Annotated in this window: 17 protein-coding genes; 6 read left to right on the top strand and 11 right to left on the bottom strand. The window is 75.6% G+C overall.

Annotated features, from left to right (window positions below; translation table 11 throughout):
* Window positions 1-3: 3 nt before the first annotated feature.
* The 3 genes from KSED_RS09400 to KSED_RS09410 form a co-directional block, all read right to left on the bottom strand.
* Window positions 4-3,414: an ATP-dependent helicase gene (locus KSED_RS09400; protein WP_081439919.1), complete on the bottom strand. Its 3,411-nt coding sequence runs from the start codon at window positions 3,412-3,414 to the stop codon at window positions 4-6.
* Window positions 3,411-6,662 carry a UrvD/REP family ATP-dependent DNA helicase gene (locus tag KSED_RS09405; protein WP_015779860.1) on the bottom strand — a complete coding sequence of 1,084 codons (3,252 nt, stop codon included), beginning with the start codon at window positions 6,660-6,662 and terminating at the stop codon, window positions 3,411-3,413. Before KSED_RS09405 ends, KSED_RS09400 begins: the two co-directional genes overlap by 4 nt.
* A 61-nt stretch (window positions 6,663-6,723) precedes the next feature.
* Window positions 6,724-7,965, bottom strand: a complete 1,242-nt coding sequence (locus KSED_RS09410; RefSeq protein WP_015779861.1) for a ThiF family adenylyltransferase — start codon at window positions 7,963-7,965, stop codon at window positions 6,724-6,726.
* A 96-nt stretch (window positions 7,966-8,061) separates the two neighbouring features.
* Here KSED_RS09410 and KSED_RS09415 point away from each other — a divergent pair, with 96 nt between their 5' ends.
* Together KSED_RS09415 and KSED_RS09420 are read left to right on the top strand one after the other, a co-directional pair.
* Window positions 8,062-8,301, top strand: a complete 240-nt coding sequence (locus KSED_RS09415; protein ID WP_308699661.1) for a DUF3107 domain-containing protein — start codon at window positions 8,062-8,064, stop codon at window positions 8,299-8,301.
* Between the two features lie 194 nt (window positions 8,302-8,495).
* The gene (locus KSED_RS09420) at window positions 8,496-9,995 is read left to right on the top strand and encodes a DEAD/DEAH box helicase (RefSeq protein ID WP_015779863.1); all 1,500 of its coding nucleotides are present in this window, start codon (window positions 8,496-8,498) and stop codon (window positions 9,993-9,995) included.
* Window positions 9,996-10,056: 61 nt separating this feature from the next.
* Here KSED_RS09420 and KSED_RS09425 read toward each other — a convergent pair whose 3' ends face one another.
* Window positions 10,057-10,908, bottom strand: a complete 852-nt coding sequence (locus KSED_RS09425) for a PHP domain-containing protein (protein WP_015779864.1) — start codon at window positions 10,906-10,908, stop codon at window positions 10,057-10,059.
* Entirely contained in the window at window positions 10,905-12,578 is a 1,674-nt protein-coding gene (locus KSED_RS09430) for a threonine/serine exporter family protein (protein WP_049758514.1), read from the bottom strand. The genes KSED_RS09425 and KSED_RS09430 overlap by 4 nt, the downstream gene beginning before the upstream one ends.
* Window positions 12,579-12,693: 115 nt before the next feature.
* Here KSED_RS09430 and KSED_RS09435 point away from each other — a divergent pair, with 115 nt between their 5' ends.
* Entirely contained in the window at window positions 12,694-14,178 is a 1,485-nt protein-coding gene (locus tag KSED_RS09435) for an aminopeptidase P family protein (protein ID WP_015779866.1), read from the top strand.
* Here KSED_RS09435 and KSED_RS09440 read toward each other — a convergent pair.
* Complete coding sequence (locus KSED_RS09440) at window positions 14,123-15,385, bottom strand: putative sulfate/molybdate transporter (RefSeq protein ID WP_015779867.1); 1,263 nt, start codon at window positions 15,383-15,385, stop codon at window positions 14,123-14,125. The two genes, KSED_RS09435 and KSED_RS09440, sit on opposite strands and share 56 nt — an antisense overlap.
* Window positions 15,386-15,430: 45 nt before the next feature.
* On the opposite strand from KSED_RS09440, the gene KSED_RS09445 reads away from it, so the two are divergent.
* Genes KSED_RS09445 through moaA form a run of 3 tightly spaced genes read left to right on the top strand, consistent with a single transcriptional unit; the run spans window position 15,431 to window position 17,441 of the window.
* Complete coding sequence (locus tag KSED_RS09445; RefSeq protein WP_015779868.1) at window positions 15,431-15,934, top strand: MogA/MoaB family molybdenum cofactor biosynthesis protein; 504 nt, start codon at window positions 15,431-15,433, stop codon at window positions 15,932-15,934.
* The gene (locus KSED_RS09450; RefSeq protein WP_015779869.1) at window positions 15,931-16,443 is read left to right on the top strand and encodes a molybdenum cofactor biosynthesis protein MoaE; all 513 of its coding nucleotides are present in this window, start codon (window positions 15,931-15,933) and stop codon (window positions 16,441-16,443) included. Before KSED_RS09445 ends, KSED_RS09450 begins: the two co-directional genes overlap by 4 nt.
* Complete coding sequence (gene moaA / locus KSED_RS09455; protein WP_015779870.1) at window positions 16,440-17,441, top strand: GTP 3',8-cyclase MoaA; 1,002 nt, start codon at window positions 16,440-16,442, stop codon at window positions 17,439-17,441. Before KSED_RS09450 ends, moaA begins: the two co-directional genes overlap by 4 nt.
* A 48-nt stretch (window positions 17,442-17,489) precedes the next feature.
* Here moaA and KSED_RS09460 read toward each other — a convergent pair whose 3' ends face one another.
* From KSED_RS09460 to KSED_RS09480, 5 genes are all read right to left on the bottom strand, one after another.
* Window positions 17,490-17,729 (bottom strand): MoaD/ThiS family protein, encoded by a 240-nt coding sequence (locus KSED_RS09460; RefSeq protein ID WP_015779871.1) that lies wholly within the window; start codon window positions 17,727-17,729, stop codon window positions 17,490-17,492.
* A complete protein-coding gene (locus tag KSED_RS09465) occupies window positions 17,726-18,748 on the bottom strand; it encodes an NTP transferase domain-containing protein (RefSeq protein ID WP_015779872.1) in 1,023 nt (340 codons plus the stop codon). The genes KSED_RS09460 and KSED_RS09465 overlap by 4 nt, the downstream gene beginning before the upstream one ends.
* Window positions 18,745-19,248, bottom strand: a complete 504-nt coding sequence (moaC, locus tag KSED_RS09470; RefSeq protein WP_015779873.1) for a cyclic pyranopterin monophosphate synthase MoaC — start codon at window positions 19,246-19,248, stop codon at window positions 18,745-18,747. The genes KSED_RS09465 and moaC overlap by 4 nt, the downstream gene beginning before the upstream one ends.
* A complete protein-coding gene (locus KSED_RS09475) occupies window positions 19,248-20,471 on the bottom strand; it encodes a molybdopterin molybdotransferase MoeA (RefSeq protein WP_015779874.1) in 1,224 nt (407 codons plus the stop codon). The genes moaC and KSED_RS09475 overlap by 1 nt, the downstream gene beginning before the upstream one ends.
* A 91-nt stretch (window positions 20,472-20,562) precedes the next feature.
* The gene (locus KSED_RS09480) at window positions 20,563-21,918 is read right to left on the bottom strand and encodes a ThiF family adenylyltransferase (protein WP_015779875.1); all 1,356 of its coding nucleotides are present in this window, start codon (window positions 21,916-21,918) and stop codon (window positions 20,563-20,565) included.
* Window positions 21,919-21,928 lie beyond the last annotated feature (10 nt).

Consider the following 21,928-nt stretch of genomic DNA (forward strand, 5'->3'; position numbering starts at 1 on the left):
CGCTCAGGCCGGGGGCTCGCCCAGCAACCGGACGAGCTGCTCCAGGCGCTCGCCGTCGGGCAGCTCGGGGCGGACCGTCACCCCATCGGCAGCGTGGAAGAAGGCCCCACCCACGGTGGCGGGGTCGATGCCGCGCCACGCCGCGAAGGCCTGGCGGTAGCAGGCGAGCTGGACGGCCGCCGCGCCGACCTCTGCCTCCCGGGGGGAGGACGAGGTCTTCCAGTCGACCACCACCCACTCCAGCCCGGCGTCGCGCTCGGCCCGGGTGGCGGGGAAGATCGCGTCCGCCCGGCCGCGCACCGTCAGACCCGCCACGTTGGTCTGCAGCGGCAGCTCGACCCAGGTGGGCGTGCGGCCCGACCACTCGCTGGCGACGAAGTGCTCCTGGAACCGGCGCAGGTCCGCCTCCCCCGGCGCGCGGGTGCGCAGGCGGGGCCCGTCGAGTGCCAGCCCGTCCTGCGGCGCACCCGGTGCGGCCCGCTCCTCCTGCGCGTCCCGTTCCTCGTGCGCGTCCCACTCCCCCTGCGATTCCTGCGGCAGGTCCGGCACGTCGAACAGGCGCGCCGGGGCCCACTGCGACTCCACCCAAGCGTGGAAGTCCGTGCCCTGCCTCGCGGCCCGGGCCGGCGGGGTGGGGACCGGACGGGCGAGGAAGCGCCGGGCGCCAGGGTCCCGGGCCAGTGCCACCAGGGAGCTCGTGCTGACGTGCCGCAGCGGCTCGATGTCAGGCTGGTCGGCGGCATCGCGTTCCGCGAGCAGCAGGCGCACGTCCTGCCGGAAGCGCAGCAGGTGCTCCCGGGAGTCCTCAGCCAGGCCCGTCCACCCGGGCTCGGAGCCCGGGGCGGTCTCCAGGGCCAGGCCCACCTCGGCCGCCGCCGCGGCGTGGGCGTGGTGCTCCAGGTCCTCGGCCTCCGGGCGGGGCCACAGCGCCGTGCGGGGGGTGGCCGTCACGGGGTTCTCGGGCACCGGGTCCGTCGGCGGCATCTCCACCCAGGTGCCCGGTGCGCAGTCGTCCAGCACCTCCAGCAGGAAGTCGCTGGTGGGCGTGGGTGCCGCCGAGGTGCCCCACACCGCGGACGAGAGGTGCAGCAGTCGGCGCGCGCGGGTGACGGCCACGTAGGCCAGGCGGCGCTCCTCCTGCAGACCGCGCTCGCCGTTGGCCCGGGCGAAGTCCTTCATGGCGGTCTCGAAGTCCGCCTTGTCCGGGTCCGCCGGGAGCGACCACTCCGGCAGCGAGGGGGCGTCCCCCCGCAGGGCGAAGGGCAGCATCCCCGAGGCCGGGGCCCACCAGGCACTGTCGGTGGCCGGCCGCGCCACCCACTCGGGACCCTCGGGGCGCACCGTGCCTGTGCCTGAGGGGAAGGTGCCGGCGACCAGCCCGGGCACCCACACCGCATCCCACTCCAGCCCCTTGGAGGCGTGCACGGTGAGCACCTGCACCGCGGAAGGGTCCACCTCCACGGCGCCGGGCTCCAGGGCGCCCTCGTGCTGCTCGGCGGCGCTCAGCCAGCCCATCAGCGCCGAGAGGCTCGGTTCGCGGGTGCCGGCCTCGGCGAAGGTGGCCACGTGCTCGTGGAAGGCCTCCAGGTGGGCGCGGGCCCGCCACGGCGGCACGTCCGTGCGCGAGGCCAGCTCGACGTCCACCCCGAGCGCCTGCTCGGCCACCAGCGCCAGCTCGCCGACGCCCCGGTGCTGGGCGCCGAGGCACTGGGTGACAGCCTCGGCCAGCGAGGCCAGACGGGCCCGGGCCAGGTCACTGACGGCCTCCCCCTGCGGCCCGGTCCACCCGGCCTCCACCGGGGTGAGCACCGCATCGAGCAGCGTGACCGCGAGCTGTTGGTGGTCGCGCCGTTCGGCAGATCCCTCGTCACCGGGGCTGCGCACGCCCCACCGCCGCTCGAGCTCGCGGCGCCAGGCGTGCAGACCCACCAGGTCCGCAGCGCCCAGCCGGGCGGCGGGCCCGGTGAGCAGCCGCATCAGGTGGTCCCCCCGGGTGGGGTCGTCCACGACGCCCAGCAGCGCCCGCACGTCCGCGACCTCGGGCACCAGCAGCAGGCCCCCCAGGCCCACCACCTCGTAGGGCAGGCCCGCGGCCTCCAAGGCCTCGGTCACCACCGGGAACTGCGAGCGCTTGCGGCACAGCACCGCGGCGCCGAGCTCCCCGGGCGCCCAGTGCTCCGCCAGCCACGCCGCGCCGGCCCGGGCCTCGTCGGCAGGGGTCCCGAACCGGCTGGCGGTGACCGGTGGGCCCTCGTCGGTGCCCGGGCGCGGGCGCAGTGCCGGCAGGTCCAGGGCGCTGCGCTCGCGGAGGGGCTCGGCCACCCGGTTGGCCACCCGCAGCACGCGGCCGGAGTTGCGCCAGCTGGTGGACAGGTGGCGCTCGGTGGCGTCGAAGGACTCCACGAACGACTCCATCGTGCGCGCCGAGGCCCCCCGGAAGCCGTAGATGGACTGGTGGGGGTCCCCCACGGCGGTGACGCTCAGCGTGGGGTCGCCGGCGAACACGCCCCGGACCACCGACAGCTGCGCCTCGGTGGTGTCTTGGAACTCGTCCAGCAGCACCGCCCGGCTGCGGGCCCGCTCCACCCGGCCCACCGCGGCGTGGCCGCGCGCCAACCGGGCCGAGAGCTGCGTCTGGTCGGAGAACTCCAGCACCTGGCGTTCGGCCTTGAGCTCCTGCCAGCGCTGCACCATCGGCACCAGCGCCCGGCGGACGGCCAGCGTGGCCTGCGCCTTCAGCACGTCGGCGTACGGCCGGCCCGAGCGGTTGGGGGCGACGGTGCCCAGCAGTTCGTCCAGGCGGTCGAGCTCGCGTTCCACCTGCTCGCCGCTCACGAGGTGGTCGCCCATCTGGCCGGCGAGCGTCAGCACCCCCTGCACCGCGCCCTCGATGCTGGTCAGCCCCGGTGGCAGCTCACCGGGCCAGGTGGTAACCAGGTCGGTCACCCCCTGCCAGGCCTCCACCGCCGAGAGCACCCGCGCGCCGGGCTCGATGCCCAGCCGCAGCCCGTGCTCGGCCACGATGCCGCCGCTCCACGCGTTGTAGGTGGAGACCACCGGCGGCTGCAGCTCCTCGGCCGCCAGCACCCCCGCCCGCACCAGCGCGTCCAGCCTCGCCGCGAGCCGCTCGGAGAGCTCGGCAGCGGCCTTGCGGGTGAAGGTCAGCCCCAGCACCTGGTCGGAGCGCACCAGCCGGTTGGCCACCAGCCAGACCACACGGGCGGCCATGGTCTCGGTCTTGCCCGACCCGGCCCCGGCCACCACCAGCTGCGCCGGGTCGCGGGTCTCGATGACGGCGGCCTGCTCCGGCGTCGGCCGGTGCTGGCCCAACAGGTCGGCGAGGTCCGCCGCGCCCCAGTGCACCGCCCGCTCCGGCTGCACCGCCCGCTCTGACTGCCCCGGCTGCCCCGTCATGCGACCTCCCTCCCCTCGGGCACCGCCGGGCAGCTGGACCTCACCGGGCACCCGCGGCACGCGTCACCGACGGTGGCCAGGTGCCGGGGCTGCACCATGCCCTGCCCGGCCTGCGCGACGCGCTCCCGGTGGTCGACCTCTCCCTCGTCCAGGGGCGGCTGGCGCCGGTCGATGGTGCCGATCCGCTCGCCGGAGTCCAGTTGCACCAGCGAGGCGCCCCCGGCGACGGTCCCCTGCTCGAACGCGCCGGCGGCCACGGCCACTTGGTAGGCGCCCAGCTGCGGGTTCCCCGGCAGCTCCGAGGGCGGCCCGACGAATCCCGTCTTCAGGTCCGCCACGTGCAGCGCGCCGGAGGACGGGTGCCGCTCCAGGCGGTCGACGCGCCCCGCCAGGCGCACCCCCTCGGCCTCGACCGCGAGCGGCAGCTCGGTGCCCACCAGCTCCCGGCCGGATTCCCGGCGGTAGATCTCGTAGCGGCGGAGCCACTCGGCCATGCGCTCCCGCTCCCGCCGGGACCACCAGACCTCCGGCGAGCCCAGCTCGGCCCAGCGGCGCTCGGCCTCGGCCGCGAGCGCCGGCACCGGATCCTCCGGCCGTTCGGCCAGCAGGTCGTGCAGGAGGATGCCCAGCTCCTGCGAGCGTCCCGGCGGGGTGCTCCCCCCGTGCGTGCTGAGGAACCAGCGCAGGGCACAGTCCTGGTAGGTACCCAGCGCCGAGGGGCGCACCGACGGCACCGTGTCCGCCGGCCACGGTGCCCGGGCCGAGGTCACCTGCCGCAGGGCCCACCACTGCTCCGGGTGAGCGCGTGGCACCTCGGAGCGCACCAGCGCCGCGAGCTCGGCGGCCCAGGCCGCGCGGGCCCCGGGGTCGATGCGGTGCTCCCCGGGTGCACTGTCCTCCCCGGTGTCCGCGCCGGCCGCCGCCAGCAGCTCACGGCGGGCCAGCGCCACCTGGTGACGCAGGTCCAGCGGTGGCTCCCAGGGCGCCCACGGCCGCTCCTCAGCACCGTCGGGCAGCGGCTCCACCAGGTTCAGCAGCGCTGACGGGGACTCCTCGGTGTCGCGGACGGCCGTCACCAGCAGGCACCGAGTGGCGCGGGTGCAGGCCACGAGGAACTGCCGGGTCTCGTCGTGCCGCACGCTCGCGAGCTCGTCGGCCACGGTGGCCGCGCGGCCCTCCACGAGGTCCACCAGCCGCGAGGAGCCCACCAGCGAGCCCCGCAGCCGCAGGTCGGGCCACACCCCCGCCTGCACGCCGACGACGGACACCACCTCCCACTCGTGCCCGGCGGCCGTCTGCGGGGTGAGCACCTGGACGGCGTCACGCTGCCGCCCCAGGACGAGTGAGTCGCGCGCCACCTGGGAAGACCGCATCCAGTCCACGAAGACGTCGGGCCCCGCGCCGGGGCGCCGCTCCACGAACTGCTCGGCGGCCGCGAACAGGCCCAGCACAGCGTCGAGCTCTCGGTCGGCCCGCCGCCCGGCCACCCCGCCGGCCAGGGCCTGCCGCTGCCAGCCGCTCGCCAGACCCAGGCCGTCCCACACCGCCCACAGGACGGTCTCCGCATCGACCCCCAGCGCCCAACCGCGGCCGTCGGGCGTGCGCCGGGCCGCGGCCACCCCCGCGTGCAGGGCGGTGGCGAGGCGGCGCAGGGCCCCGGTCTCCGCGCCGCGCCGCTCCCACGGGTGCGCCGGGTCCAGCACCGCCTGCTCGAGCAGCTCGCCGCTGGTGACGCCGGTTGGAGCACCCGCCTCGGCACGCAGCACGCGCCGCAGCCGGCGCACGGAAGTCTGGTCCAGGCCACCGACCGGCGAGGTCAGCCAGCCGGTGATGCGCTCCTGGTCCACCACCGCCGCCGATCCGGCGCCCTGCCCGGCGAACGCACCGGGGCGCAGCCGCGCGAGATCGAGCGCGGCGACCACCAGGTCCAGCAACGTCGCGACCACGGGCTGCCCGGTGACCGGCTGCCCCCCGCCGGAGACCTGCACCGGCACCCCGGCCCGCTCCAGGGCACGGCGGACCTGCTCCGTGCGCCCCCGGCCGCGCGCGACCACCGCCATGCGCCCCCAGGGCACACCGGCCAACACGTGCTCCCGGCGCAGCACCGTCGAGACGTGCGAGAGCTCGGCGTGCACGCTGGGGAACACCAGTGCAGCGGCCTCCTCCGGCCGCACGGACCCACCTGCCACCCCCGGCCCGTCACCAGCCTCCGAGGGGGCCACCCCGGGGCCTCCCGACCCCTCGCCGTCCGCCCGGGGCCCCGGCCGCCGGTGCTCCACGCCGTGCGCGCCGATCCGCTCGGCGATGCGCCCGGCGACCGCCCGCAGCGCCGGACCGTGCCGGTGGGAGCAGGGCAGCACCTCCGACACGCCGTCGCGCGCCCACTCCAGGAAGGCCCCGGGCCGGGCACCGCGGAAACCCTGCACTGCAGCATCGGGATCGCCGGCCAGCACCCACCGCGCCCGGGGGGTGCGCCGGGCCAGGGCGTCCATGAGCGCGAGGGTGCCTGCCGTGAGCTCCTGCGCGTCGTCCACCAGCACCAGCTGCAACCGGCCGGCTGCGTCCTCGGCCACCTCGTCGTCCACGACCAGCAGGTCGGCCGCGGCGGCCACCACCCACGCGGCGTCGACCGCTGCCTGCGAGGACAGCGCGGTCACCTGCTCGTACTCCCGCATCAGCCGCCCGGCAGCCCGCCACAGCCCGGGGGTCCCGTCGGGCCCCTGACGGTCGTCGAACTCCGCGAGCTCCCCGGCGGTGACGCCGTGCTCCACCGCCCGCATGAACAGGTCACGCACTTGGTCGCGGAAGCCCTGTGTGCCCAGCGCCGCGCGCACCGCCTCCGGCCACCCCGCCGCATCGGCCGCGGCGTCGTCCTGCGCGGCGGACGCCAGCAGCTCGGCCAGCACCGCGTCCTGGTCGGCACCCGTGAGCAGGGTGGGCGCTGGCGCGTCGGTGAGCCGCGCGTGGTGGCCCAGCACGGCGAACCCGAAGGCCTGGTGGGAGTGCACCGGCATGCCCGTGGTCGCGTGGGGCCAGCGCTCCTCGAGCCGCTCGCGCAGCATCGTGGCCGTCAGGCGCGTTGGGGTGAGCACCAGCACCTGCGAGAGGTCACCCCCCGCCTCGAGGTGGGCGACGACCTCCTCGACGACCCGGGTGGACTTGCCCGTCCCCGGCGCGCCCAGCACCACGTGCACACCCGGGCGACCCGGCGGGTGCGTCACGGGGGGCGAGGAGGCGGCGGGCGACATGGGTCCCATCCCACCAGCCGTCACCGACAACCTCCCCGACCGGCGGGGCCCAGCGGAGAGCTCACCAGATGGGCAGGTCGGGGTCGACCTCCTGGGCCCACTGCATCAGGCCGCCGTCGAGCACGTAGACCCCCTGCATGCCCTGGGCGTGCAGCTGACGCGCGGCCTCGGCCGAGCGTCGCCCGTTGCGGCAGTAGACAACCACGTTGTCGTGCGGTCCGAACACCTCGCGGGCGGCCCCCTGGCGCACCTCGTCGAGCTCGAGGTGGAAGGAGCCCTCCAGCGAGGCCACCTCGCGCTCGTGGGCGCCGCGGACGTCCAGCAGCACGAAAGGCTCGAACTCCTCCCGGTTCTGCAGCATCTCCTGCAGGGTCGTCGCGCCGATGAGGGGCGGCTCCCAGGCGTCCTCGCCAGCCGCCAGGGGGATGGCCTCGGTCTGCGCCCAGGCCCGCTCGTTCGCCGCGGCCGGACGGCACACCGGGCACTGCGGGTCGGCCGCGCGCCGGTCGTCGGTCCACTGCTGGGTGAGGGTGTCCACGTGCAGGATCCAACCCAGCAGCGGCTCCCCCAGCGCCAGGAGCAGCTTGAGCGTCTCGCTCACCATGACCATGCCCACCTGGCCGGTCACCGGCCCGAACACGCCGGCCTCGGTGAACTTCAGCTCCGTGGAGCTCGAGGGCTCGATGTCCGGGGTGCACTCCGAGCACGGACCGTAGGGCGGCCACCAGACGGCCACCCGGCCGCCGAACTGCTCGACCGAGCCCCAGACGTGCGGGACGCCCAGCTCGGCGCTCACCCGCGCCAGCACACGGCGGCTGGCCGCGTGGTCGGTGCAGTCCACGATGACGTCGTAGCGCTCGAGCAGCTCGAGCGCGTTCTCCTCGGTAACGTAGCCCTCCACGGGCCGGACGGTGACGCGGTCGTTGATGCGGTGCACCCCGGCGGCGGCTGCCTCGACCTTGGGCCGGCCTACCCACTCGGTGGCGAAGATCGGCTTGCGTTGGAGGTTGGAGAGCTCCACCGCATCGACGTCGGCCACGAGGATCTCGGCGACGCCCGCCCCGGCCAGGTACTCCAGCACCGGGGAGGCCAGGCCCCCCAGGCCGACCACCGCCACCCGGGCCGCGGACCAGCGCCGCTGCCCGACCATGCCGATGCCGGGCGTCGCGATGTGGCGGGCGTACCGCTGCACCGTGGCGCGGTCGAACTCACCGGCCATGTCCGTCAGGGGGTGTCCCGGGCCGGGCATGCGGGGTTCGGCTGTCGCCGGGGAGGGTTCGGGGTCGATCACGGCGGGGGACATGCGGTCACCCTACGCAGGGTGCGCCCGCGGGGGACGACCTACGCTGGTGCCCGACGCCCCGGCCGGGCCCCGTCCCGGCCACCCCACGACGCAGAAGTGAGGAACACCATGGACATCCGCATCGGCATCCGCGAGGTCGCCCGCGAGGTCACCCTCGAGTCCAACCAGGCCGCCTCCGAGGTGGAGGCCTTGGTCACCGCCGCCCTGTCCGGCGAGAGCCAGGTGCTCACCCTGGAGGACACCCACGGCCGCAAGGTGATCGTTCCGGCCGCCCACATCGGCTACGTCGACCTCGGCAGCGAGGACCGCGGCCGCGTGGGCTTCGGCACCGTCTGACCGACACCCCCTGCCACGCCCCGCCGCCCGGGGCGCCGGGTGGCCCTAGGATGAGGCCGACACCCGGTGCCCGGTCGGCACACCGTGAACGGGGCGAGACGCCCCCACGCCGCACGCGCGGCCCTGCGCGAACGCGCCTGAAGACATCTCCGATCGGCCCGCAGCCAGCGCCCCGGCGCGCGATCAGGAGATCCATGACCGACAAGACCTTCGCCGACTTCGGCATCCACCCCGACATCGTGGCCGCACTCGAGGCCGGTGGGATCACCCACCCCTTCCCCATCCAGTCGATGACCCTGCCGGTCGCGCTGGACCGGCAGGACATCATCGGCCAGGCCAAGACCGGTACCGGCAAGACGCTCGGCTTCGGCGTGCCGATGGTGCAGAACGTCGTCGGCCCGAACCACGAGGGCTACGACCAGCTGGAGCGCCCCGGAGCCCCGCAGGCCCTGGCCGTGGCCCCCACCCGTGAGCTCGCACTGCAGGTGGCCACGGACCTGGAACGCGCCGCCGCGCGCCTCGGCGTGCGCGTCCTCACCGTCTACGGAGGGCGCGCCTACGAGCCGCAGATCGAGGCGCTGGAGCGCGGCGTGGAGATCGTCGTGGGCACCCCCGGGCGCCTCATCGACCTCGCCGAGCGCGGCCACCTGACCCTTGCTCACGCGCGCACCGTCGTGCTCGACGAAGCCGACGAGATGCTCGACCTGGGCTTCCTCCCCGATGTGGAGAAGCTGCTGGCGATGACCCCGGCCGGGCGTCACACGATGCTGTTCTCGGCCACCATGCCGGGTGCCGTGGTCGCCATGGCGCGCCGCTACATGAACCAGCCCACCCACATCCGCGCGATGGAGGAGGTGCCGGGCGCCGGCGCCACGGTGGAGGCCATCGACCAGTTCGTCTACCGCGCCCACGCGATGGACAAGGTCGAGATGGTCGCGCGGCTGCTGCAGTCCGAGGGGCGCGGGCTCACCATCGTGTTCACCCGCACCAAGCGCACGGCCGCCAAGGTGGCGGAGCAGCTGGTGGAGCGCGGGTTCGCCGCGGCCGCCATCCACGGCGACCTCGGCCAGGGCGCCCGCGAGCAGGCGCTGCGCGCCTTCCGCACCGGCAAGGTCGACGTGCTGGTGGCCACCGACGTGGCGGCCCGCGGCATCGACGTCGAGGACGTCACCCATGTCGTGAACTACCAGTGCCCCGAGGACGAGAAGACCTACCTGCACCGCATCGGCCGCACCGGCCGCGCGGGCAAGAACGGTGTCGCCGTCACGCTGGTGGACTGGGACGACCTGCACCGCTGGGCCGTGATCAACCGGGCTCTGGAGCTGGGCGCCCCGGAGCCGGCCGAGACCTACTCCACCTCCGCCCACTTCTACGCCGACCAGCGCATCCCGGCCGAGGTGACCGGCGAGCTGCCCTCCGCCCAGCGCACCCGCGCGGGGCTGAAGGCCGAGGAGCTCGACGACGCCGGCGACCTGAAGTCCTCCCAGCGCGGCGGCGACCGGTCTGCGGGCGGACGTGGCGGTCAGGGCGGCCGCGGTGGACAGGGTGGCCGCGGGGGCCGGGACGACCAGGGCTCCCGCGAGCGCGGCGGCCGCAGCGAGTCCAGCCGCACCGCGCCGGTGTCCGAGAACGCTGACGAGGGCGCGCGCCGGCCCCGTCGCCGCCGTCGCACCCGGGGCGGCGCCCAGGGCTGAGCCCCCACGCAACGCACGGCGCCCCGGACCCCCGCCACAGGGTGTCCGGGGCGCCGTGCGTTCAGCGCGCCAGGAACTCCCCGAAGACCTCCAGCGGCGTGGTGTTCTCCGCCATCCGGTTGGGCTTGCCCGCCCCGTGGTAGTCGCTGGAGCCCAGCGGCACCAGGCCCAGGGCGCGGGCCCAGTGCGCGGCCAGCTCGCGCTCAGCGGCGTCGTGGTCACGGTGGTCCACCTCGATACCCTGCAGCCCCAGGTCCACCATCTCCTCGACCTCCTCGCGGGTGACGCTGCGCCCGCGCAGGGCCGCCAGCGGGTGGGCCAGGGCCACCACGCCCCCGGCCTCCCGCACGGCGCGCAGCACGTCGGCCGCCGCGGGCACGGGGTGGGGCAGGTTGTACCGGCCACCGCGCCCCAGCGGACCGGCGAAGGCCTCGTCGCGGTCGGCCACGGTGCCCGCGGCCACCAGGGCGTCGGCGATGTGGGGGCGCCCCGGGGTGGCCCCGGTCGGCACGTGGGCCCACACCTCCTGGGGCGTCCACCCCAGGTCCTCGGCCACCATCGCCGCCATCCGGTCCATCCGCTCGTGGCGCCCGCGGACGGTGGCCTGCAGCAGCTCCACCAGCGCCGGATTGCCGGGCTCCAGCCGGTGGGCCAGCAGGTGCACCGAGACGGGACGCTCCCCGATGCGCGGCACCTGTGCGCTCACCTCGATGCCGCCGAGCACCTGCACCCCCAGCGCCTCCCCGGCGGCCAGGGCCTCCACCCACCCGGAGGTGGTGTCGTGGTCGGTCAGCGCCACGGCGCCCAGCCCCAGCTCGGCGGCGGTGCGCACCAGCTCGGCGGGCGCCTGGGTGCCGTCGGAGGCCGCGGAGTGCGTGTGGGGGTCGATGCGGTGGCGCAGGTCGTTGCTCACGTCTCCACCACCCGGCTGGCCTTGCGCTCCGACCGGCTCATGCCGTTCAGGGCCCGGTAGAGCCAGGTGCCGAGGCTGACGCCGGCCGCCAGGGCCAGACCGCTGGCCACGGCCGAGAAGATCTGCTGCAGACCCGAGGTGTAGGTGGCCGGGTCGTTGTCCATGAGCTGGAAGAGGCCTCGGTAGACCATGCCACCGGGCAGGAAGGGCGCGATCACCGCAGTGGTCAGCGCCAGCGAGGGGACGTGCAGCACGCGGGCGGCCCACTGCGCCAGGAAGGACACGAACGCCACCGCCACCAGGATGCGCATCTCGTAGGTCAGCCCGCCGGCGTCCACCACCCAGTACACGGCGAAGGCGGTGGCGCCCAGCATCGAGGACAGGACGGCCGCCCGCATCGAGGCGTAGGTGGCGATCGCAGAGAAGAAGCAGAACACCGCCGAGCTGAGCACCAGGGTGCTCAGGTCCTCCGAAAGGTAGGGCCGGTTCAGGATGGTCATGCTCAGGCCGGCCCGGCGGGCGGCGGACAGGACCAGCGAGACCCCGATCGCCACGCCGCCGGTCATCATCACCACCTCGAAGGCGCGCGCCCCGGCGGTCACGTAGTAGCCGTCCAACGCGTCCTGCGCGGTACCGACCACGCCCAGGCCGGCCAGCAGCACGATGATGCCCGCGGCCACGATGAGCGAGTGGTACTGGTCGCCCGGCGGGTCAAGCGGGATTCCGCCGAGGGTCGGTTGGTACTTCTCGATGGCGTAGATGGCCACCGCAATGCTCGTGGGGATCATGGCCGCCACGACCTGGCCGAAGAAGGGCGGCAGACCCCACCGGCCGAGGCGGGAGAGGGTCTGGTCGATGAACAGGGCCGAGAAGAAGGTGAGGATCCAGGTGACCCACTCCGCGCCGAGCAGGGCGGAGATGGCCGCTCCCATCATCGCCAACGAGACGCTGGCCACCCACGGCCGGTAGGCGCGCGGCGCATGGAGGATCTCCTCCAGGCGGGCCGAGGCCGCATCGAGGTCGCCGGGGGTCCGGGCCAGGCTGTTGACGAAGGCCTGGAGCCGCTCGACGACCATGTAGTCCGCCGTGCGGGCGCGCACCACGCGCATCACCGACAGGGGGTCCTCGCCCATGCCGCGGTGGATGCTGACGGTGATCGAGGTGAACGTGATGTCCACGTGCGCCGAGCGGACCCCGAAGGCGCTGGTCAGGCGCAGCAGGGTGGCCACCACGTCGGCCGCCGGGGTGCCGGCCGCGAGCAGAGCCTCCCCGGTGCGCAGCGCGAGGTCGATGACGTGACGACCGCGCCGTTCGTCGAGGTCCCGGTCGCCGGAGTCCACCAGGGGGCTCGCCGAGGTCTTCGTGGGCCGCACGACGTCCGCGAGGCGGATGGCCCGGCGGCGGGTGCCGCCCTGGATGGTGCCGGGCGTGAGTTGCTCCTGCACCCCGGGGGCCAGGACGAACGTCTCGTCCCGTCCGGTGGCCACCGAACTGGCCTGCAGCGGCTGGGTTCCGGCGACGGTCACGAGGGGTGCGGGGGTGCCGGAGCTCGTGGGGGTGCCGGTCTCGGTTGCCCGCCCGGCGCCCGGTCCGGTCGGTCCCGGCGCGGTCCGGTCCGACGCCCCCCGGGCCACGGACTTCAGGGAGCGCGGTGCACGGGACGGGGACACGCGGGTAACTGTCGCCCGGGAGCCCGCCGTTCCACAAGTCCGGGCCCGCCGGGGGCGGCCGCGGCCGGACCGGACCGGCGGCCGGCGGGTCCGCCCCGCGTGACACACTGCACAGGTGAGTGAAGAGCAGAAGCAGCAAGACCACCGCAGCCGACCCTATGGTGAGAACTTCCGCGCGTTCATCGCCGCCGACTGGGCCGAGCGCGACTTCTCCGGAGTGCGGCCGCTGGAGGCGGCCCAGTACGCGGCTCCCCGACGTGCGGCGCTGGCCGAGAAGTTCCCCGGCGAGACCCTGGTGGTGCCCGCCGGCGGACTGAAGGTGCGCTCCAACGACACCGACTACGTCTTCCGCCCGCACTCGGCCTTCGCGCACCTGACCGGACTGGGCGCCGACCGCGAGCCCGATGCGGTGCTCGTCATCCGCGCCGGTGAGGCCGGCGCCGAGCCGGAGGCGATCTTCTACTTCCGCCCCATGGCCGCGCGGGACTCCGAGGAGTTCTTCGCCGACTCCCGCTACGGCGAGTTCTGGGTGGGGCCGCGCCCCGTGGAGGAGGACATCCGCCGCGAGCTCGGTCTGGACGCCCGCCACGTGGACCAGCTGGAGGCGGACCTGGAGACCGACGCCGAGCGACTGCGCGTCGTGCCCGACGCCGACCGCGAGATGACCGAGCTGGTGCGCCGTGTGCGCGGCGACGCAGCCGGCGACGCCGGGCAGGCCGCCCGCGCCCAGGACGACGAGCTGGCCCACGCCTGCTCGCTGCTCCGCCTGGTGAAGGACGACTGGGAGGCCGACCAGCTGCGCGCGGCGGTGCAGGCCACCGGCCGCGCCTTCGACGCCGTCATCGAGAACCTGGACGAGGCGGTCGAGCGCGGCCGCGGCGAACGCTGGATCGAGGGGGTCTTCGGCCTCCACGCACGCCACGCGGGCAACGGGGTGGGCTACGACTCCATCGTGGCCTCCGGCGACCACGCGAACACGCTGCACTGGATCCGCAACACCGGCGACATGAAGCCCGGCGACCTGTTGCTGCTGGACGCCGGCGTGGAGGTGGACTCGCTGTTCACCGCCGACGTGACCCGCACGCTGCCGATCAACGGCACCTTCACCGAGACCCAGCGCAAGATCTACGACGCGGTCTACGCGGCGCAGGAGGCCGGTATCGCAGCGGTGAAGCCGGGCAACAAGTTCGGTGACGTGCACGCCGCGGCCATCCGCGTGATCGCCGAGCACCTGCACTCCTGGGGCCTGCTCCCCGAGGGCGTCAGCGTGGAGGACTCCCTGAAGCCGGAGGGCCAGTACCACCGCCGGTGGATGGTGCACGGCACGAGCCACCACCTGGGCATCGACGTGCACGACTGCGCCCTGGCGCGCCGCGAGGAGTACCTCGGCGCCGAGCTGCTGCCGGGCATGTGCCTGACCGTCGAGCCCGGCCTGTACTTCAAGGCCGACGACCTGAAGGTGCCCGAGGAGTTCCGCGGCATCGGCGTCCGCATCGAAGACGACGTGCTGGTCACCGAGGACGGGTGCGAGAACCTCTCGGGCTTCATGCCCCGGACGGCCGACGAGGTCGAGGCCTGGATGGCCCGCCTGCGCGGCTGACCCGCCTCCGGACGCCCCACCACAGGCCCCACCACACCAGGCAGCCGGCCACCAGCGCCAGCGCCAGGTGGCCCAGGAAGCCGACCAGGCCGACGGCCACCGCCAGCAGCACCTCCCGGGAGCCCTCCAGGTCACGCAAGAGCGTGATGTGGAGGGCTCCGGCGACTGCCAGCAGCGCCGCGAGCACCACCACCGGGAAGTGCGCCAGCACCCCGGCCAGCCCCGCCCCGACCCCCAGTGCGAGCGCCAGGAGCACCGCCCCCATCGCGACGGGGGCGGCCCCGGTCCGCGCCCCGAAGGACCGGTGGGCGGTCATGCCCCCGGCCCCGTGGCAGACCGGCATGCCCCCCATCGCGCCGGCCAGCAGGTTCGCCGCTCCCAGGGTGCTCGCCAGCCGGCCGGGCGTCACCCGCTGGGCGCGGCGGCCGTAGTAGGTGCGGGCCACGTCCGCGGTGGCCACGCAGGAGTTCGCGAAGGTCAGCGGCAACTGCGGCAGCACCAGGGCCACGCTGGCCGTCAGCAGCGCCGAGCCGGTGAGCCCCGGCCGGTGCAGCGCCGAGGGGCCCCAGTCCACGCCGCCGGAGTGCGTGGCCAGCATCACCGCCACCCCCGCCACCACCAGCACCAGCGCCGAGGCCCACCGGCGCAGCAGCACCGCACCCAGCGCGAGCAGCCCCGCCACCGCCACCGCTGCGGCCGGCCCCAGCAGCGAACCCAGCTGCGGCCCGGTGAAGCTCACCGGCGGGTCGGCGGCCAGCCCCCAGGCGAGCTGCAGGAAGAGCAGCCCCACCGAGAGCTGCACACCCCGCACCACCGGGCGCGGCACCCAGCGCGCCACCGCATCGATGCCGCCAGTGGCCCCCAGCCCGAGGAAGAGCACCCCCATCACCAGCGCGCCGGCGGCGATCACGTCCGCCCCCAGGCCCTGGGCCACGGCGATGGCGCCGAAGGCCTTCAGCGGCTGCACCGGCACCGGCACCCGGTAGACGAGCCCGGCGGTCAGGTACAACAGCCCTGCCGGCAGCAGCACGGCGGTGGCAGAGAGGCCATTGACCAGCACCAGCGCCACGGCGATCGGCACCAGCACCCCCAGGTCGGCCACGGCGCCGGCCAGCTCGCGGGCGTCCCACCGCCACTGCGGGGCCGACGGCGCGGGGTCGGCGGCGCTGACCGGCACCGGGAGGGGGCGCGCGTCGGGTGTGGCCATGACCGCATCGTACGAAGACGTCGCGGCAGCGATAGGCTCGACGGGATGCAGACCCCGCTGACGGTCACCGTGATCACGGTCTCCGACCGCGTCGCGGCCGGGGTGCGTGAGGACCGCTCGGGTCCGCTCGCCCTGGAGCTCGCGACCGCTGTCCTCGACGTGCCGGTCGACCTGCGCGTCGTCCCCGACGGCGCCGATGCGGTGACCGGTGCGGTGCGCGCGGCGCTCGCCCGTGGCTCCCGCCTGGTCGTGACCACCGGCGGCACCGGCGTCTCCCCCCGCGACCGCACCCCCGAGGGCACCGCACCGGTGCTGGACCGCGAGCTGCCCGGCGTCGCCGAGGCCATCCGTCGCGCCGGGGCCGAGCAGACGCCGCACGCCGTGTTGACCCGGGGACTGGTGGGCGTCGTCGATGCGGCCGACGGCCACCCCGGCGCCGTCGTGGCGAACCTGCCGGGCAGCACCGGCGGCGTCCGCGACGGACTGGCCGTGCTGCTGCCCCTGGTTCCGCACCTGCTCGACCAGCTGGGCGGGGGTGACCACGCGTGATCCCCGACGACGCGTCCCACGACCGCACGGGCGCCCCGCCCCGGGTCCACGACCCCCGGGTGGACGACCCGCGGGTCGTGCACGCCCGCATCAGCGACGAGCCGCTGGAGCCGGCTGCCCTGGAGCGTCTCGTGACCGAGCCGCACGTGGGCGCGGTGACCACCTTCACCGGGCGCGTCCGCGACCACGACCCGCAGGCCGCCGGCGAGGTGGTCGCGCTGGACTACAGCTGCCACCCGGACGCCGAGCGGGCGCTGCACGAGGTGGCGGCCGACGTGCTCGCGGAGCACGACCCCCACGGTGGGACGCGCGTGGCGGTGGCACACCGCATCGGGCGTCTGGAGGTCGGTGACCCGGCGATCGTCGTGGCGGTCGCCGCGGCCCACCGGGCGGTCACCTTCGCCGTCTGCGAGGCCCTGGTGGAGCAGGTCAAGGCCCGGGTGCCGGTGTGGAAGCACCAGCGCGAGGCCGACGGGCGGTCGACGTGGTCGAACCTGGGGGTCTCGTGAGCACCCCCGGACTGGTCGACCGCTTCGGCCGCGTGCACACCGACCTGCGGATCTCGCTGATCGACAAGTGCAACCTGCGCTGCACCTACTGCCTACCAGCCGAGGGCGTGCCGTGGATGGCCAAGGACGAGCTGCTGAGCCGCGAGGAGCTGCGCGCGATTGCTGCGGTAGCCGTCGCCAGCGGCATCACCGAGATCCGGCTCACCGGCGGGGAGCCGCTGCTGCGCCCGGACCTCGAGGACCTGGTGGCCGACCTCGCGTCGCTGGAGGGCGAGGACGGCCCCGTCGAGCTCTCGATGACGACCAACGGCATCGGGCTGCACCACCGCGCCCACCGCCTGGCCGATGCGGGGCTGGCGCGCGTGAACATCAGCCTGGACACGGTGGACCCGGAGACCTTCCGGACGATGACGCGCCGCCCGCGCCTCGACGCGGTGCTCGCGGGCGTGGACGCCGCGCTGGCCGCCGACCTGCGCCCGGTGAAGATCAACGCCGTGCTGATGCGGGGGCAGAACGACCACCAGGCGGTGGACCTGTTGACCTGGGCCGTCGAGCGCGGGGTGGAGCTGCGCTTCATCGAGCAGATGCCGCTGGATGCCGGGCACACCTGGGAGCGCGGCGACATGGTCACCCGCGCCGAGGTCATGGCGGCGCTCGAGCAGCGCTTCACACTCACCCCGCTGCCCGGGCGCGGGGCCGCGCCGGCCGAGCGCTTCCTGGTGGACGGCGGCCCGGCGGTGGTGGGCCTCATCGCCTCGGTGACGGCGCCCTTCTGCGGCGCCTGTGACCGGCTGCGGGTGACGGCCGACGGCCAGCTGCGCTCTTGCCTGTTCGCGCGCTCCGAGACCGACCTGCGCGGTCCGCTGCGGGCCGGGGCGGACCACGCCGAGCTCGCGGCACTGTTCCGCGAGGCGACGCTGGGCAAGCAGCCGGGGCACGGCATCGACGACCCCGGGTTCCTGCAGCCCCCGCGGCCCATGAGCGCCATCGGCGGCTGAGGCAGGCCGGTGACGCGAGAGGGGTGGGCCTGGCGCTGCGAACGCCGCTCAGCCGCCGGCGAAGGGCGGGAGCACGTCCACCACCGAGCCCGCGGGCACGGGCGTGGCCGGCTCCGCCCGGCGGCCCTCCACGAGCACCGCGCAGCGTGCGGCCACCGCCCCCAACCGGGCGCCGTGGCGTTCGGTGGCGGCCTCCAGCAGCTCAGCCACCGTGGCGCCGGGGTAGTCGCCCTCGGCACAGCCCGCGGCCTCCGCGGCGGCGGCGAACCAGCGCACCCGGGCGCTCACGGGGTGCCCTTCGCGTCGTCCTGGGCAGCGTCCTGCACTCCCTCGCGCGCGGCGACCACCGCCGAGATGCGCTCGCACCCGTCGGTCATCGACAGCTCGGGGTCCTTCGCCAGGGCCAGCCCGAGCACGAACGCGGTGACCGGCGCCATCGGCCGGTCGACCCCGTGGGCGACCTCCTTGGTCAGGTCCAGCACCGCACGGACGTCCACCTGCGCGGGATCCAGGTGGAACGCGGCGCAGACCTCGGTCAACCAGGTGCGCCACTCCTCGGGCAGGTGCCCAGCGCGACCGTCAGGGGCGGAAGCCCCCGACGATGGGGTCTCGGTGCTCATGGCGTGCTCCTCTCGCATCAGTCGGTCGGTCCACCGCGCGTGGTCCGACCACGTGTCCACATCCTCCACCGCCGCCGGTGCGGGGCGGACCTCGATGCGGCCCAGCTCACCCACCAGCGCCCGCAGCGGCCGGCCCTGCGGGTCGCCGAGCCGGTCGGCCGCCGCGGCCAGGGCGTCCCGGCGGTAGGCGCCCAGCAGCCACTGCGGCCGGCCGTCACCGTCCACCGCGACCACGGCCTGGGTGTTCGGGCCCGGTGGCCGCGCATCCGATGGCGTGACGTTCGGTGGCGCCGCGCCCGGCGGCATGGCTGCAGAGGACGACGCGCCGCCGGGGACCTTTTCCTCCAGCACGGCGAGCAGCTCCGGCACCACCTCATCGGCCCCGGGGAGGTCGCAGGCCAGCAGCAGCACCCAGTCCGCGGACGGCCTGGGCTGTGCAGCGAGCCGCTCCAGGCCCGCGACCACGCCGGCGGCCGGCCCACCGCCGGGCGGTTCCTCGCGCGTCAGCAGCACGCCCTCGGGCACGGGCACCTCCCCCACGACCACCACCTGCCGTGCCGCGCCGGTCGCGGCCAGCACGTGGTCCATCAACCGCTGCCCCGCCAGCTCGACCTCCCCCTTGGAGACCCCGCCCAGACGCCGCCCGGCGCCCCCGGCGAGCACCACCGCATCGACGACGGGCCTCATGCGCCCTCGTCCGGACGCACCCAGGTGCCGCTGCGGCCGCCCTCCTTGCGCACCAGCCGCACATCCCGGATGTGCGCGCTGCGATCGGCGCCCTTCACCATGTCGATCACCGCGAGCGCCGCCACCGACACCGCGGTGAGCGCCTCCATCTCCACGCCCGTGCGGTCGGCGGTCCGCACGGTGGCCTCGATGGCGACGCCGTTGTCGGTCACCTCCAGGTCGACCACCGCCCCGTGCACTCCGATGGTGTGCGCCAGCGGCAGCAGCTCCGGGGTGCGCTTGGCGGCCTGGATACCGGCCACTCGCGCCACCGCCAGCACGTCGCCCTTGGGCAGGCTCCCCGAGCGCAGCAGCTCGACCACCTCGGATGAGCAGGCCACCTGCCCGTGGGCGGTGGCGGCGCGCACGGTGGGCTGCTTGGCGGTCACGTCGACCATGCGGGCGTGGCCCGCGGCGTCGAGGTGGGTGAACGGCTGGGGGGCGGGTGCGGGGTCGGTCATCAGAACCTCATCAGGGGGTGGACGTCCCCGGGGCGGACGTCGGTGACGTCCTCGGGGACCGCGAACAGGGCGTCGGCGCGGGCCAGGGCAGTGACCATGTGGGAGGCCGACCCGCGCTGGTGGGAGGGGGTCGCGACCAGGCGCCCCGCATCGTCGGTGGCGGTGACGACGGGCACCAGCTGGCGACGCCCGGGCGGGCTGCTCCACGCGCTGCCCGCGGCGGCCGTCCCCCACGCCGGCGCGGCGCTGGCCGTGAGCGCGCTGAGCACCGCGCGGCCGAACAGCTGCCAGGACACCGCCGCGGAGAGCGGGTTGCCCGGGAAGGCCAGCACGGGGACCCCACCCCAAGTCGCGTGGCCCTGCGGCTTGCCCGGCTGCATGCGGACGTGGCGGAAGGTGCCCTCGCCCGCATCGCCCAGGACGATGCGGGCGACGTCGTAGGTGCCCACGCTCACCCCGCCGGACAGCACGATGAGGTCGCACGCCGCGGCGAGCTCGTCGAGGCGGGCGGTGAAGGTGGCCTCGTCATCGGGCACGGGTGGGCCGGTCACGACCTCGGCGCCGGCCTGGCGCGCCGCAGCGGCGAGGAACACGCCGTTGCTCTCATGGATCTGGCCGCGCCGCAGCGCACCGCCGCCGGTCACGAGCTCGTCGCCGGTAGCCAACACGCCCACCACGGGGCGACGGCGGACCTGCACGGTGGCCACCCCGGTCCCGGCCAGGGCCCCCAGGGCCGCGGGGTCGAGCAGGGTGCCGGCGGGCAGCACCAGGTCGCCGGCGGCCAGGTCCTCCCCCGCCCCGCGGACGTGGGCACCGGTTCCCCCGCGCGGCACCTCGGTCACGGTGACCTCGTCCTCCCCGGCGTCGGTGAGCTCCACCGGGACGACCGTGTCGGCGTCCGTGGGCACGGCGGCCCCGGTCATGATGCGGGCGCACTCCCCCGCCGCCAGGGCCGGGTCCTGCGCCGAGCCGGCGGGCAGGTCGGCCACCACGCGCAGCCGCACCGGCAGGGCGCCGGCCAGATCCGCGCCGCGGACGGCGTACCCGTCCATGGCCGAGTTCGCGAACGCCGGCACGTCCCCGCCGGAGCGGGCGTCCCGCGCCAGCACGCGCCCGACCGCCGATGCGGTGTCGACCGTCTCGCTGGCCACGGGGCCGTCCACGAGAGCGACCACCTCGGACCGGTACTCCTCGATGCTGAGCACCTCGCGCGGGGTGGTCACGAGCGGCCTCCTGGGGGGTGGGTGCGGGCTTCGGGCGGCACGGGTGGCATCCGGCCGGGCGCGACGGCCACGTGCTAGGCCGCCCGGGGGTTCAGTAGCGGGGCAGGCTGGGGTCGACCTGCTCGCGCCAGGCCAGCATCCCACCCGCGAGCACCGAAACGCCCGGGACACCCCATCGGCGCAGGTGGTCGGCGGCCAGCGCGGCCCGGACCCCGGCCTTGCACACGCACACGACCGCGGGGCCGCCTTCTCGGGGGCCCCCTTCTCCGGTGTCCGGCTCGGGGCCACCGGCCAGGCCCGCCGCGCCCAGCACGCCGGCCGCCCGGAGCTCAGCCCTGGCCGCGGCGGGGTCGTCCAGGATGCGGTCGAGCGGCAGGTGCACCGCGCCGGGGACCACCCCCATCGCGAGCTCCCCGGGGCTGCGCACGTCGAGCACCACCGGGCGGGCGTCCGAGGCGAGGGCGGCAGCGAGCGCGGTGGGGGTGACCTCCGGGGCGTCCGCGGGCTCGCCCCGTCCCGCGGACTCCGTGGCTGCCGCCCGCTCGCTGGGGTGTGCAGCCCGCGTGGGCTCCTCGGGCTGCGCGTGGTGCACGGGGGCGTCACCGGCGGGCACTCCGGCGCGGCCCGCACCGGCGAGCGGGAGCTCGGCGAACCGCATCGCGGCCGCGTCCACGAAGACGAGGCGACCCAGCATCGACTCGCCCGTCCCGGTGACCAGACGCACCACCTCCAGCGCCAGGGCCGAGCCCACGAGCCCGCACAGGGCGCCCAGGATCCCCGCGTCACCGCAGGCGGGCACGGTGGCCGGGTCCGGGGCGTGCGGGAACAGGTCGGTCAGGCGCACCGGGTCGACCGGAGGGGTGCCGGGCGCGGGGCGGGGCGCTGCCCAGAAGGTCGTGAGCTGGGCCTGGTCGCGCATCAGTGCGGCCCAGACGACCGGCAGTCCGAGCTCCGCGGCGGCGGCATCGAGCACGTAGCGGGTGGGGAAGTTGTCGGTGCCGTCCACCACCAGGTCGTGGCCGCGCAGCAGGTCGACGGCATTCTCGGCGGTCACCCGGCGCTGGACCACGTGCAGCTCGGTCTCGGTGCCCGTGGCCCGCAGCGACTCCGCGGCGCTGACGGCCTTGGGACGGCCGACGTCGTCCAGGCCGTGGAGCACCTGGCGCTGGAGGTTGCTGGACTCCACCAGGTCGTCGTCGATGAGGGTGAGCGCGCCGATCCCCGCCGCGGCCAGGTACTGCAAGACCGGGCACCCCAGTCCGCCGGCGCCCACCACGGCCACCCGGGCGGCTCGCAGCCGGCGCTGCCCGGTCAGGCCCAGCCTGGGCAGCAGGACGTGCCGGGCGTAGCGCTCGACCTGCGCCACCGACAACTCACCCGCCGGCTCGACGAGGGGCGCGAGGCGGCGGGGGGTCGGTGGATCCGGGTGCACGGCGGCGGGCCCCATCACGTGGGGA

Origin of the sequence: Kytococcus sedentarius DSM 20547, from assembly GCF_000023925.1 — a bacterium.
GTDB lineage: Bacteria > Actinomycetota > Actinomycetes > Actinomycetales > Dermatophilaceae > Kytococcus > Kytococcus sedentarius.